At 62.3% G+C, this 12,231-nt stretch carries 14 protein-coding genes; 11 read left to right on the top strand and 3 right to left on the bottom strand.

What is annotated here, in order from left to right; genetic code table 11:
* Positions 1-252: 252 nt before the first annotated feature.
* From purU to QWZ03_RS05900, 11 genes are all read left to right on the top strand, one after another.
* Positions 253-1,107: a formyltetrahydrofolate deformylase gene (gene purU / locus QWZ03_RS05950; protein ID WP_284198123.1), complete on the top strand. Its 855-nt coding sequence runs from the start codon at positions 253-255 to the stop codon at positions 1,105-1,107.
* Positions 1,108-1,211: 104 nt separating this feature from the next.
* The gene (locus tag QWZ03_RS05945; RefSeq protein WP_284198124.1) at positions 1,212-1,601 is read left to right on the top strand and encodes a cupredoxin domain-containing protein; all 390 of its coding nucleotides are present in this window, start codon (positions 1,212-1,214) and stop codon (positions 1,599-1,601) included.
* 59 nt (positions 1,602-1,660) lie between these two features.
* The gene (locus tag QWZ03_RS05940; protein ID WP_290331881.1) at positions 1,661-2,227 is read left to right on the top strand and encodes a hypothetical protein; all 567 of its coding nucleotides are present in this window, start codon (positions 1,661-1,663) and stop codon (positions 2,225-2,227) included.
* Positions 2,227-3,441, top strand: a complete 1,215-nt coding sequence (gene gspF, locus QWZ03_RS05935; RefSeq protein WP_290331880.1) for a type II secretion system inner membrane protein GspF — start codon at positions 2,227-2,229, stop codon at positions 3,439-3,441. Before QWZ03_RS05940 ends, gspF begins: the two co-directional genes overlap by 1 nt.
* The gene (locus QWZ03_RS05930; protein WP_290331878.1) at positions 3,441-3,776 is read left to right on the top strand and encodes a nucleotide pyrophosphohydrolase; all 336 of its coding nucleotides are present in this window, start codon (positions 3,441-3,443) and stop codon (positions 3,774-3,776) included. Before gspF ends, QWZ03_RS05930 begins: the two co-directional genes overlap by 1 nt.
* A 3-nt stretch (positions 3,777-3,779) precedes the next feature.
* On the top strand, positions 3,780-4,199 hold the full coding sequence (gene gspG, locus QWZ03_RS05925; protein ID WP_284198128.1) for a type II secretion system major pseudopilin GspG: 420 nt from the start codon (positions 3,780-3,782) through the stop codon (positions 4,197-4,199).
* 21 nt (positions 4,200-4,220) lie between these two features.
* Positions 4,221-4,736 carry a GspH/FimT family pseudopilin gene (locus QWZ03_RS05920; RefSeq protein ID WP_290331877.1) on the top strand — a complete coding sequence of 172 codons (516 nt, stop codon included), beginning with the start codon at positions 4,221-4,223 and terminating at the stop codon, positions 4,734-4,736.
* Positions 4,733-5,095 (top strand): type II secretion system minor pseudopilin GspI, encoded by a 363-nt coding sequence (gene gspI, locus QWZ03_RS05915; RefSeq protein ID WP_290331876.1) that lies wholly within the window; start codon positions 4,733-4,735, stop codon positions 5,093-5,095. The genes QWZ03_RS05920 and gspI overlap by 4 nt, the downstream gene beginning before the upstream one ends.
* A 4-nt stretch (positions 5,096-5,099) precedes the next feature.
* A complete protein-coding gene (gspJ, locus tag QWZ03_RS05910) occupies positions 5,100-5,696 on the top strand; it encodes a type II secretion system minor pseudopilin GspJ (RefSeq protein WP_290331875.1) in 597 nt (198 codons plus the stop codon).
* Positions 5,693-6,634 carry a type II secretion system minor pseudopilin GspK gene (gspK, locus tag QWZ03_RS05905; RefSeq protein WP_290331874.1) on the top strand — a complete coding sequence of 314 codons (942 nt, stop codon included), beginning with the start codon at positions 5,693-5,695 and terminating at the stop codon, positions 6,632-6,634. Before gspJ ends, gspK begins: the two co-directional genes overlap by 4 nt.
* Before the next feature lie 20 nt (positions 6,635-6,654).
* Positions 6,655-8,337 carry an Ig-like domain-containing protein gene (locus QWZ03_RS05900; protein WP_290331873.1) on the top strand — a complete coding sequence of 561 codons (1,683 nt, stop codon included), beginning with the start codon at positions 6,655-6,657 and terminating at the stop codon, positions 8,335-8,337.
* 301 nt (positions 8,338-8,638) lie between these two features.
* Here the strand turns inward: QWZ03_RS05900 and QWZ03_RS05895 are convergent, their stop codons facing one another.
* From QWZ03_RS05895 to QWZ03_RS05885, 3 genes are all read right to left on the bottom strand, one after another.
* Entirely contained in the window at positions 8,639-9,568 is a 930-nt protein-coding gene (locus tag QWZ03_RS05895; RefSeq protein WP_290331872.1) for an alpha/beta fold hydrolase, read from the bottom strand.
* 83 nt (positions 9,569-9,651) lie between these two features.
* On the bottom strand, positions 9,652-11,025 hold the full coding sequence (locus QWZ03_RS05890; protein WP_290331871.1) for a phosphomannomutase/phosphoglucomutase: 1,374 nt from the start codon (positions 11,023-11,025) through the stop codon (positions 9,652-9,654).
* Between the two features lie 64 nt (positions 11,026-11,089).
* Positions 11,090-12,082: a YheT family hydrolase gene (locus tag QWZ03_RS05885; RefSeq protein ID WP_308447085.1), complete on the bottom strand. Its 993-nt coding sequence runs from the start codon at positions 12,080-12,082 to the stop codon at positions 11,090-11,092.
* Positions 12,083-12,231: the final 149 nt, after the last annotated feature.

Raw genomic sequence — 12,231 nt, 5'->3', positions numbered from 1 at the left:
ACATATCCCGACTTTGGCGGTACTGCCGCAGCGGGCCATTGACCACAACTTAGCACCTAACAAATGATTTAAACAAGCGTTTGATTTGTGCGTGTGAACAGCGCGCGACACGGCTGCGGGATTGCATACTGCCCGCAGCATTGCCAGAATCACCGGCCCGCCTGCCATGCCAGTGCCCTGGGGCAGGGTGGCCTGGGTGTTGCGATGTCTGCATCCAAGGCCTTACTGCCTCCTCCATCGAGCCTAGCCATCATGAAGAATACCGCCACACTGCTGATCTCCTGTCCTGACCGCAAGGGTTTGGTCGCTGCCATTGCCAACTTCCTTTACACCTATAACGCCAACATCCTGCACGCGGATCAGCACCAGGATGACGATGCCGATCTGTTCCTGATGCGTATCGAGTGGGATCTGGACGGCTTTGCGCTGGACATGGGTGCGTTCGAGGCGGCGTTCGCGCCGATAGCCGAACGCTTTGGCATGGCCTGGAAGCTCAAGCGTTCCGCCCACAAACCGCGCATGGCCATTTTTGTCTCCAAGTATGACCACTGCCTAGTCGATCTGCTGCATCGCTGGCATACCGGCGAGCTGGCCTGCGAGATACCGTTGATCATCTCCAACCATGAGGACTGCCGGCGCATTGCCGAGTTCTACGGCATTCCTTTCCATGTGGTGGCCGTCGGCAAGGACAACAAGGCTGAGGCCGAGGCGGCACAGCGTGCCTTGTTGGTTGAGCACGGCGTGGATCTGATTGTGCTGGCCCGCTATATGCAGGTGCTGTCGGAGTCGTTCAGCACGGCTTATCGCCACAAGGTGATCAATATCCACCACAGTTTCCTGCCGGCATTCGAGGGCGCCAAGCCTTATCACCGCGCCCATGCCCGTGGCGTCAAGCTGATTGGCGCCACCAGTCACTATGTGACCGAGGTGCTCGATGATGGCCCCATCATCGAACAGGATGTGACCCGTATCTCGCACCGCGAGACGGTCGAAGACCTGGTGCAGAAAGGCCGCGACCTGGAGCGCATCGTGCTGAGCCGTGCGGTGCGTTGGCATCTGGACCACCGTGTGCTGGTCTACGGCCACAAGACGGTTGTGTTCGACTGATTCAGGCGTAAAAGTCTGTAAACATGGGCCATGCAGGTGGCTTGCAGGCGCGCATAATCTTTCTGTTGCCAATAACTGCTGTCTATCAGCGAAGGAGTGGGAAGATGAACCGCATTGTGAACACCTTGGCCTTGTTTGCCCTGATCGGTCTTTCTGGCTGCGCCAGCATGAAGGTGACGGATACCAGCCTGCTGGATGGCCGGCGCGAGATGGGGCGTGCCGATATGAAACTCTACCCGGTGCGGATAGTTGCCATCGATGGCAACTACACAGTGGATCGTGACACCGTCCGTGCCGAGCCCGGCCAGCGTACCCTGCGGCTGCTGGCGGCGCCTGTGGCGGGCTTTACCCAGCCGGTAGAGAAGGATGTGCCGTTTACCATTGAACCCTGCAAGCGCTACTATCTGGCCGCCAGGCGTGAGGCCCCGCTGCGGCAGGATTTCCAACTGGTGGTGCAACAGGTGGAAGATCGTCTTGATTGCGTGAAGAGCTAGCAGCCCGCCAGCTTACGCAAAGGCCGCCGAGAGGCGGCCTTGTTGTTTAGAAATGACAGATGCTGCCCTTATTCAAAGACGCCATCGACCTTGCCTGCTTCCGTGTGAAGCCTGTGCCGCACTATGCCTACACTTGGTGGCAGCCAGTGCTGCTGCTGACCGTACTGGGGGCGTTGCCTGCGCTGGGCGCTCCCGACCTCAAGGCCAGTGTGCCGGTGCTGATGGTTTTCTTTATCGCCATGACCTGGTTACAGGCTTTGGCGCTGACCTTGTTCTTTGCCTGGTGGCTCAAGCTGGGTAAACGCTGGAGTGGTCAGGGCACCTTGTTCCCCTTGGTGGTGCTGGCCACCAGCAGCCAATTGCTGGAACCCCTGTTAAGCGCGGTGCCACCCAGCGTGGCTTTGCCGCTGACGGGGTTGCTGGCGTTCTACCAGATAGCGGTTCTGACGCATGCTTTGAACAAGGCGACCGGGGTAGGCATGAAGCATGTTTTGCTGGGCTTGCTGGCCTATTTGCCGACTGCATTGATACTGGGCTTGCTGGCATTGAGTATTGCTGGGAGAGCCGGCTGGCTACCCCCCTTACCTGCTGAAGCCGTTCCAGCCACACAACAGGAGCAAAACTGATGGCGGGTTTTCGTTATCAGGCGCTGGATGCCAATGGGCGTAGCAGCGAAGGTGTCATAGAAGCCGACAATGCCAAACAGGCCCGTGCCAACTTGCGCGACCAGGGCCTGTGGGTGACCGAAATGGGTGAGCTGGCAGGCGCTGCCGAGGCCAGCAAACCCGGTGGCCGCCAGCGCGGCGGGGTGTCTACTGGTGAGCTGGCGTTGATTACCCGCCAGTTTGCCACCTTGCTGGATGCCGGTTTGACCATAGAGCGGGCCCTGACGGTGCTGATAGAACAGGCCGAGAACCCGCGTGCACGCGATGTGCTGGCAGGCGTGCGCAGCGAGGTGCTGGCCGGTGCTGCCATGAGCGTGGCGCTGGGCCGCCATCCCAAGGTGTTCCCTGAGCTGTACCGCACCATCGTGCGGGCGGGCGAGGAATCGGGCAAGGCGGCCGGCGTCATGTCGCGCCTGGCCGATTACATCGAGGCCAGGCAGGCACTGACCTCCAAGGTGGTGCTGGCATTTGTCTATCCGGCCGTGGTGCTGTCGGTATCGATACTGGTGATCGTAGGCATGTTGTGGTGGGTGGTGCCGCAGATGGTGTCGGTATTCCAGTCCTCCAAGCAGGAGCTACCCCTGTTGACGCGGGCGTTGCTGCTGATCTCGGGGGGCATACGGGAATACGGACTGGTGGTGTTTGCCCTGTTGGGGGCTGGCGGCTTTGGCTTTGCCCAGATGCTCAAAAAGCCTGCCTTCAGGCTCAAGGTCGATGGCTTTCTGTTGCGATTGCCGCTGTTTGGCCGCCTTAACCGGGCGGGCAATACCGCACGGCTTGCCAGTACCTTATCTATCCTGGTGGGCAGCGGCGTACCGCTGCTGAAGGCCATGGAAGCGGCTGCCGGCGTGGTGGAAAACCTGGTATTGCGCGAGGCGGTGAGCAGCGCGGCACGTGATGTGCGCGAGGGCGCCGTGCTGTCCAAATCGCTGGAGCGGCAAAAGTTGTTTCCACCGGTGCTGGTGCACCTGATCGCCAGCGGCGAGGCCAGTGGCAGGCTGGAAGTGATGCTGGACAAAGCCGCCAAGCAGCAAACCGGCGAGCTGGAGCAAAAGGTGGCGACGTTCACCAGCCTGTTGGGGCCGGTGATGGTGCTGCTGATGGGTGGTGCAGTGCTACTGATCGTGCTGGCCATACTGCTGCCAGTGTTCGAGATGAATCAACTGGTGAAATAATGGCGACCGACCACGATACGACACTGGCAGAACTGAAGCAGCGCGTCGCCGCATTTGCGGCGGCGCGTGACTGGCAGCCTTTCCACAGCGGCAAGAATCTGGCCATGAGCATCGCCATCGAAGCGGCCGAATTGATGGAGCATTTTCAGTGGACGCCGCCGGCCGAGGTGGAACTGGACAAGGCAGAAGTGGCCGAAGAACTGGCTGATGTGTTGTTATATGCATTGGCCTTTGCCAACAGCCTTGATATCGATGTGGCTGCGGCCATCATCGCCAAGATGGAAAAAAACGAAACCCGCTTCCCGACGGGGCGACACCAATACAAGGAGCAATAGCAGATGCAACGCAAGCAGCAAGGCTTCACCCTGATAGAAATCCTGGTTGTGATTACCATCCTCGCCATCCTGGGGGCGCTGGTCGTACCCAAGATCATGAGCCGGCCGGACGAGGCCCGCGTGGTGGCAGCCAAGCAGGATGTGCAGGCCATACTTCAGGCATTGAACCTCTACAAGCTGGACAACACCCGCTACCCCAGCACCGAGCAAGGTATCAAGGCCTTGGTGGAGAAGCCCACCGCCGGCCAGATTCCGGGTAACTGGAAGGCCTATCTGCCCAAGCTGCCGCAAGACCCCTGGGGTAACGACTACGTCTACCTCAACCCCGGCATGAAGGGTGAAGTCGATATCCTCAGCTATGGCGCGGACGGCAAGGCCGGCGGCGAGAACCACGACGCCGATATCGGCTCCTGGATGCTCTAAGCCGCCATCTTGAAATCCACCATGCAGCAAAGGCCCAGGCGTGTCACCGGCTTCACCTTGATCGAGATCCTGGTGGTGATGGTGATCGTCGGTATCATCGTCACGCTGGCGGCGGTCAACTTCAGCCGCAGCGATACCGATGCCTTGCAGCACGAGGCCGAGCGGCTGGCCTTGCTGCTGGAGTCTGCACGCGACGAGGCGATTGCGGCGGGCGCGCCGCTGGCCTTTGGGCGTGCCGAGCAGGGCTATGGCTTCTGGAAACAGGATGCCGACGGGGCGTGGCAACTGCTGGAGGACAACCAGATACTGCGAGTCCGCCAATTGCCCGAGGCCGTGCGGGTGGCGGATATGCGGGTCAACCTGCTGCCGCTCCCCCCCGATGGCCGTGTCATCTTTACGCCGTCAGGCGTCAACGCGCCGTTTACCGTGGAACTGCGTGCCGGGGAAGTCGTGCGCAAGCTCAATGCCGATGCCCTGGGCCGTATGACGCTGGAAGTGCCTGGCCTACAAGCAGGCACGACGACGGGTGCATCATGAGGCGTGCGCTCGGTTTTACCCTGATTGAGGTGCTGATTGCGCTGGCCGTGCTGGGCATTGCGCTGGCCGCCGCAGCCCGTGCCACACTGGCTGTGACGGATGGCTCCATGGCCTTGCGGCGCCATCTGGCAGGCGGCTGGGTGGCGCAGAATCGTATTGCCAACTACACAGCCATGAATACCTTGCCGGATACCGGTACCAACGAAGGGGTGGCGACCCAGGCGGGGCTGGAGTTTGTCTGGCGCGAGACGGTTTCTGAAACCCCCAACAAGGCTTTCCGTCGGGTGGAGGTGCGGGTCTATCCGCCGAATGACGCCAATCATGCCGACGCAGTGCTGGTGAGCTATGTGTCGCAGTAACCCAATGCTGAATCCCGCGGGCAGGGGCAGCCGCCACCATGGTTTTACGCTGGTCGAGATACTGGTGGCACTGGCTGTGTTCAGCGTGCTGATGGTGATCGCCTACCAGGGTGTGGCGCGCATGGCCACCACCAAGCAGGTGATGGATGCCGACAATCGCAAATGGCGCGAATGGACCGTGGCATTGGCGCGTTTTGAGGAAGACTTCTCCCAGGTTGCCGACCGATCCTGGCGTGACGAGGGCGGTGTTGCCCAGCCGCCTTTGCGCGGCAGTGCCGGGGCCATTGATTTCAACGGCGCGCAGCTGGAGTTTGTCCGTTACGACGGTGGGCAACTGACCCGCATGGGCTACCGCCTGCGCGAAGGTAAGCTGGAACTACTGCTCTGGAACTCGCTGGACCTGGCGCCACGTAACGGCCCCACGGCCCTCGCCATGCTCGACAAGGTCCAGACCTTCAAAACACGATACCTGGATGCGAATGGGCAATGGCAGCTGAGCTGGCCGCAAGGGCCGGGCACGCCGCCGCCACCACGTGGGGTGGAAATCGAGTTGACCATGGAAACGGGTGAAACCATAACGCGGATGTTTGCCCTGCCATGAGTAGCCGCCTTCTGCCGCAGCGCGGCATAGCCATTGTTACCGCCGTGGCCGTGGCCGCCCTGGTGGCCACGCTGGCCGGCTTTATGGCGTTCCGCCATAGCTTGTGGATGCGTCAGGTGGAGAACCAGCACGATCTGGCACAGGCGCGCGATGTGGCGCGGTCGGCGGTCAATCTGGGGCGGATGACGCTGCGCGATGATAACCAGCAGAACCAGGTAGACCATGCGCTGGAGCCTTGGACCATCCCTATCCCGACCTTGCCGGTGGAGCAGGGGCAGGCCGGTGGGCGGCTGACTGATCTGCAAGGGCGCTTCAATCTGAACAATCTTCTGCGCGGCCCCAACCTGACGGTCAGTCCCGACGATGTAGCGGCCTTTCAGCGCCTGCTGACAGCCAAGCAACTGTCGCCCGATCTGGCCAATGCGGTGATCGACTGGATAGATGCCGACCAGCAGACTACCTACCCCGGCGGCGCCGAGGACATGGAGTACCTGGCCTTGGAGCCGGCGCGGCGCGCCGCCAACCGGGTGCTGTTTGATATCAATGAGCTGCGTCTGGTGCGGGGTTTCTCGGAAGAGACGATCAAGACACTGTCGCCTTTTGTGACGGCTTTGCCGCCAGGCACCCCGATCAATATCAACTTCGCCCCCGCAGAAGTGATTGCGGCAGTGACGACAATGGATATGACGGCGGCCACGGCCTTGGCGACCAAGTGCAAGACCCAGCCATTCAAGACCACCACTGAACTGAACGACTACACCCAGACGCTGCAGGGCCAGGTACAGACGCTGTTCCAGCAGCAGGGATTGCTGGATATCCAGAGTCAGTACGTCCAGTCGGATGTGGCCGCCCGCTTTGGCCGCGTGACAGTCGCCTACAGTGCCCTGATCAACCGCGATAGTGGCAAGCCCAAGCTCGTCTGGTTACACCGCCGCTGATGTCCAGCAAGGAATCCTTCATGTCGCTGCCGCCGTTTCGAACATTGCTGAGCCTGATATTGCTGCAAGCCCTGCTGGCCTGCGGCGGCGGCTCCAGCAGCGGTAACTTCGCACCTGTGGCAGTGACCGATGTGTACTCGGGTAGCTGGAATGTGCCCATCAGCCTGGATGTGATGGCCAATGACAGGGAGCCGGAGAACGAGACGCTGCGCCTGATCTCTGCCAGCGGTGCAGTCAACGGCACGGTGGCCATCGTCAGTGGCCGCTTGCTGTACACCCCGGCACCGGGTTTTTATGGCGATGAGACGCTTAGCTATGTGATAGGCGATGGCCATGGCAATACGGCGACCGGCCGGGTAGAGCTGAGCATACGTGCCCGCCTGCTGCTGCGTGGCAGTGTTTACCTGGGGGCGGCTGCGCCAGCCAGCGTGATAGCCAAGGTAGGCACGCGTGAAGTGCTGGCCAGTACCGATAGCGCCGGCAATTACCGCATCGAGCTGGAAACCGGCGACGGTAGCGAGCCGGTGTCGCTGGAGGCGGTGGGGGTGGGCGACCGGCGTCGGGTTGGGCTCTATGCCGTGCTGGGCGACCTGGGTGGGTTGATCTTCTTGGCCGGGAACGACTTCGTACTGGATACGGCCGAGTTGCCTGGGTTGGAGCTGAGTGAGCTGAATACTGCCAGCTACCGCCTGGCCGAGCTTTACAAGGGCGCGCCCTTGGCCAGCAGCGACGAGCTAGAAGCCCTGCTACCGCAGCTGGACCCGCAGGCCTTGGTGGAGATGGCGGCGGTTGTGCGCCGGGCAGGCGACGCTGATGCCAGCCTGCCGGCTGGCTTTGCCGATACCCGTGCACTGCTGCGCAACAGCACTGCCTACCAAGCCCACCTGAACGCCCTTAAAGCCACGCCGGCCGAAGGCTTTGACGGCGCCATGCAGCGCCTGATGGACGACCGTTACTACCTGCGGGCACTCAACCCAGCGGTTGACGACAGCGTGATACGGCTGCTGCCGGGGAGCTACACCGCCTTGCAGGAAGGGGCTGAAATCAGCCTGGGGCTGGCCGGCCTGGCCGAGGGTAGCCTGAGCAACCAGAGCAACTACTGGATAGGGGCGCCTTGGGCGGTTAGTGATGGCGCACTGGGCATCGCGCTGCCCACTCGCACTGGTTACAGCAACGACGAGCTGGAAGTGGAAACCGGCGTCATCGTCACCCAGCGGCGCGAATACAGCCAGTTGCAGGTCAAGCGGCTACGTGGCCTGCCAGGCCTGCATTTGGCCAGCTACAGAGCAGTGGGTGAGCATCGCGTACTGCGCAACAATGTGCTGCAAAGCATTACGCCGCTGGGCAGGCTGGCGCAGCCAGCGGCCTATATCGACGGCAATGCCCTGCAGGAGCTGACGGCTGCAGAGCTGGCGGGCAAAACCTGGGCCGGCCTGCCGGACCACCTGATCGTACCGGGCTTTACCGTACGTGCCGTCAGCCAGCAACTCAATGCCGATGGCACAGGCAGCGATGGCATGCGATGGACCGCGATAGCCAATGAGCTGAAACTGAGCTACCCCGACCAGCACGAGCAGATCATCTACCGCCTGGGCAAGCTGCCCAACGGCCGGGAGCGCTGGTTGGTGCAGACCATCTATGTGCCAGAAGGGCGGGTGACTGGGGTGCATGGGGTGGAGGTGATGGGGGCGGTAGTGCGCTGATCTGCAGGAGGGTGCTTTCAGTAGCCTTTCGTAATAACGCTGCGTTAATCGAGAGGAAACTCCCGCCTTGCATATCAAGCTGTGCTGCGCCGAGATTTTTTCTCGGCCCTTGCGTGGAGGCCGAGTTTTTTAGGCACCTCTTAGGCGCCGTTATAGATGCTAGCAAGCAGCCCCATATGGAATTTTGCCTGTTGTGCCCGGTACAGCGACTGGGGGCGGCACATGATTACAAGTAGTCGGCCAAAGTGGCGGAAGCAGCCATTTACACAGCTGGCGCCTGTCGCACGCGCGCCCTCCATGGCTAGCTGTCCAGAAACGCCTTGTAGCGTGTGGCTGTCTCGGCCGGCCGCTCCATCATGGGCAGGTGGCCTGTTGCGGGCAGGGTAACCTGTTCTGCTGCGGGCAGCAGCGAGCCCAGCACGGGCAGGCCGGAGATATCGAATACCCGGTCTTGCTCCCCCCATAGTGCCAAGGTAGGTGCTTTCAACTGGGGCAGGGCGGCTTGCAGCTGATAGCCGTCGCGTCGCTGGTCTTCCCACAGGCGCAGGTTGGATGGCGCATTGCGGATGGCGCTGGCTTCGGCGTCGAGCAGGATGGGACGGGGCAGGAACGGTGGTTCCACAAACAGCATCTTCATCATGCCGGCGAACTCGGCCTCGTTGCGGGCAATCAGCGGGGCTTCGCCTTGGGCGACACGCTGTTCCATCTCGCTGAGCTTGGGCGAGCGTATGCCGTGCGGCGCACCGATAAAGGCAACACTGAGCACCTCGCCGGGATATTTTGCGGCGTATAGCGCCGCGATGGTACCGCCCATGGAGTTACCGGCCAGGTGGAACTGGCGCAGGCCCAGTTGCTGGACCAAGGCATGCAGCCGTTCTACCTGGGGAGCGTATTGATAGCTTTGATCGGCAAGGCGTGAGCTTTCGCCAAAGCCGGGGATATCAGGGGCGATGACGCGGTAGCCAGGCGTCAGCTCGCGGGCAAAGTCCACCCAGTGATCCTTCTCGGCAAAGATGCCATGCAGCAGGATGACGGTTTCGCCGCTACCGCCATCGAGATAATGGACCTGGTGCCCGGCAACCGTGGTGGTGTGTTCCTGCAGGCTGGAGAGCGAACGGTTGAGGCTGAGCAGCGGCGCCACAAAAGCGCTGGGCAGAGCGTAGTAGGCCATCACGATTGGTACGATCAGGAACAGCACTGAAAACAGCAGGGCTTTGCGGGTACGCGACATGGCGCTCTCGGTGGGGTGGCGCGGCGATAAGACCGCCTGGATCAACGCCGGCCCGGGTTTGCGCCGGCCCAGCATAGGAGAACTCAGAACGGCAGTTCGGTGGTGCCAAGTTCCTTGTGCAGCAGCTTGCGGAAGGTGGCTTGTATACGCTTGAGGGCCTTGCTGTCGTCGCCTTCAAAGCGCAGCACCAGTACGGGTGTGGTATTGGACGCACGCAGCAGGCCAAAGCCATCTTCATACTCTACCCGCAGCCCATCCAGTGTGATCACTTCGGCATCGGGGAAGCGGGCGCTGGCCTTGAGCTTGTCTATCAGCGCGTGGGCGGCGCCCTCGGCCATGGGAATCTGTATCTCTGGCGTGCTCTGGCCTTGTGGCAGGGCGTTCAGCAGGGCGCTGGGGTCGTCGACCTGGGAGAGTATCTCCAGCAGCCGGGCACCGGCGTAGATGCCGTCGTCGAAGCCGTACCAGCGCTCGGCAAAGAACAGATGGCCGCTGAGTTCGCCGCCGACCAGGGCGCCGCTCTCCTTCATCTTGGCCTTCATATAGCTGTGGCCGGTGCGCGCCATGACGGCACGACCCTTGTGCTGCTTGACCCAGGGGGCCACCAGCCGGCTGGATTTGACATCGTAGACCACCCTGCCGCCCGGTTGGCGGCTGAGTGCATCGGCGGCGAAGGCCATCAGCAGGCGGTCGGGGTAGATGATGGTGCCGTCCTTGGTGACCACGCCCAGGCGGTCTGCATCGCCATCGAAAGCCAGGCCCAGCTCGGCATCGGTCACCGCCAGTGCGTGGGCCAGGTCGGCCAGGTTCTCGGGTCGGGCGGGATCGGGGTGGTGATTGGGGAAGTCGCCGTCCAGCTCGCAGAACAGCTCCCGCACACGGCACCCCAGCCGGCGGTATAGAACAGGCGCGATGCTGCCCCCCGCGCCGTTGCCAGCATCCACCACCACGCTGACGCGGCGTTGCAGCTGCAGATCGCTGCTGATGCGGTGCAGATAGTCTTCGCGGATATCGTATTGGCTATAGCTGCCCTCGCCGGTGGCAAAATCCCCCGCCTCAATACGGGCGCGGAGGGCCTGGATGGCATCGCCGGCCAGGGTTTCGCCTGCCAGCATGATCTTGACCCCGTTGTACTCCGGCGGATTATGGCTGCCGGTGATCATGACACCGGATAGCGTCTCCAGGTGATGGGCGGCAAACCAAACCAGGGGCGTGGGCACCACGCCCAGGTCGATTACCGCGACGCCGCTGGCCTGTAGGCCGGCCAGCACGGCTTCGGCCAGGCTGGGGCTGGCGTGCCGGCCGTCACGCCCCAATACCAGCCGCGCCTGCCCCCGCGCCATGGCTTCGCTGCCTATGGCGCGGCCTATCAGCAGGGCAGCGTCGGTGGTCAGCGTCTTGCCGACGATGCCGCGTATGTCGTAGGCCTTGAATATCTGGGGGGCAATCTGTGGCATGGCAGGGTTGGGCTCAAGGTTGAATGACGATTGTAGTGTCTGGCCGGCAAGGTTGCGCGGGCGCTCAGGCAGGCAGCAGCGGTTCGAAATAGGCCAGCAGGCAGCGTGGCAGCCAGTCTATACGGCCAGGGAAGGGCCCTTCGGTGAAGCCCACATGGCCACCGCGCTCGGTTTGCAGCAGCGTAACCGAGCTGCTGACTTCGTGCTGGCCCGGCAGCGCCGCCGCCGGCAGGAAAGGATCATTCCTGGCATTGATGACAAGCGTGGGTACGGTGATGTGCTGCAGCCAGGGTTTGCTGCTGGCCCGCGACCAGTAATCATGCACGTCGCGAAAGCCATGCAGGGGGGCGGTCACCCGGTTGTCGAATTCCTTGAAGGTGCGGGCAGCGGCAATCTCGCGCGGGGTCACGCCTAAAAATGCCAGCTCTTGCTCGAACGCCGCCAGGTGCGCCAGGGTCTTGGGCCGCAGGGTACGCAGGAACTCGCGGGTATAGATGGCGCGGTTCAGGCCCTTGTCCAGCACCTGGCCGGCGGCGACCAAGTCCAAGGGGGCCGAGATGACGGCCGCGCCGTCCAGGGCGGCATGGGCGGCCGCGCCTTGCTCGCCCAGCCATTTAGCCAGGGCGTTGCCACCCAGCGATACGCCTGCTGCCAGCATGGGGCCATCATGCTGTTGGCGAAAACACCGCAGTATCCAGTCTATCTCGCTGCTGTCGCCCGCATGGTAAGCCCGAGGCTTGCGGTTGCGATGGCCACCGCAGCCCCGGAAATGCGCCACCGCTGCCCGCCAGCCACGGTGCGCTGCCGCCTGCATGAGTGCCACGGCATAGTGGCTGTTGCCGCTGCCCTCCAGGCCATGAAAGTGCACCAGCAACGGCGCATGGGCCTTGCTGGGGGCAGTAAGCCAATCGATCGCGATCTCGTCGCCATCGGGTGTGGGCCAGATTTCCCGGCGGTAGGGCGGCGCAGGGCGCTTGAGGGCCAGTGCGGGATAGATGGTCTCGCTATGCGGGCCGAGCAGCCAGCGGGGTGGGTGGTAGGCAGGCAAATGGCTCATGGCGCTGATTGTACGGCGCATGGGCAGGGCAAGGGCCTGGATGGCATGCATGATGGGTACCGATCTGGAGAGGGTGGCGCTAAGCTGCTGTTTTGTTGAGGCCAAGGGCTGATGCAAATCTGTTGCACGGCAGCAATTTCTTTTGCTAT

This window comes from Chitinimonas viridis (assembly GCF_030409555.1).
GTDB classification, from domain to species: Bacteria; Pseudomonadota; Gammaproteobacteria; order Burkholderiales; family Chitinimonadaceae; genus Chitinimonas; species Chitinimonas viridis.
Note: the sequence above shows the minus strand (reverse complement) of the source record. Positions and strands in the feature narration are given on the sequence as shown.

Bases quoted from the DNA above. Each gene is read 5' to 3' on its own strand.
- QWZ03_RS05885 (WP_308447085.1), bottom strand. From the start codon at position 12,082: ATGAGCCATTTGCCTGCCTACCACCCACCCCGCTGGCTGCTCGGCCCG.
- gspI (WP_290331876.1), top strand. From the start codon at position 4,733: ATGAGGCGTGCGCTCGGTTTTACCCTGATTGAGGTGCTGATTGCGCTG.
- QWZ03_RS05895 (WP_290331872.1), bottom strand. From the start codon at position 9,568: ATGTCGCGTACCCGCAAAGCCCTGCTGTTTTCAGTGCTGTTCCTGATC.
- gspJ (WP_290331875.1), top strand. From the start codon at position 5,100: ATGCTGAATCCCGCGGGCAGGGGCAGCCGCCACCATGGTTTTACGCTG.
- purU (WP_284198123.1), top strand. From the start codon at position 253: ATGAAGAATACCGCCACACTGCTGATCTCCTGTCCTGACCGCAAGGGT.
- gspK (WP_290331874.1), top strand. From the start codon at position 5,693: ATGAGTAGCCGCCTTCTGCCGCAGCGCGGCATAGCCATTGTTACCGCC.
- gspG (WP_284198128.1), top strand. From the start codon at position 3,780: ATGCAACGCAAGCAGCAAGGCTTCACCCTGATAGAAATCCTGGTTGTG.
- QWZ03_RS05900 (WP_290331873.1), top strand. From the start codon at position 6,655: ATGTCGCTGCCGCCGTTTCGAACATTGCTGAGCCTGATATTGCTGCAA.
- QWZ03_RS05920 (WP_290331877.1), top strand. From the start codon at position 4,221: ATGCAGCAAAGGCCCAGGCGTGTCACCGGCTTCACCTTGATCGAGATC.
- QWZ03_RS05890 (WP_290331871.1), bottom strand. From the start codon at position 11,025: ATGCCACAGATTGCCCCCCAGATATTCAAGGCCTACGACATACGCGGC.
- QWZ03_RS05940 (WP_290331881.1), top strand. From the start codon at position 1,661: ATGCTGCCCTTATTCAAAGACGCCATCGACCTTGCCTGCTTCCGTGTG.
- QWZ03_RS05945 (WP_284198124.1), top strand. From the start codon at position 1,212: ATGAACCGCATTGTGAACACCTTGGCCTTGTTTGCCCTGATCGGTCTT.
- QWZ03_RS05930 (WP_290331878.1), top strand. From the start codon at position 3,441: ATGGCGACCGACCACGATACGACACTGGCAGAACTGAAGCAGCGCGTC.
- gspF (WP_290331880.1), top strand. From the start codon at position 2,227: ATGGCGGGTTTTCGTTATCAGGCGCTGGATGCCAATGGGCGTAGCAGC.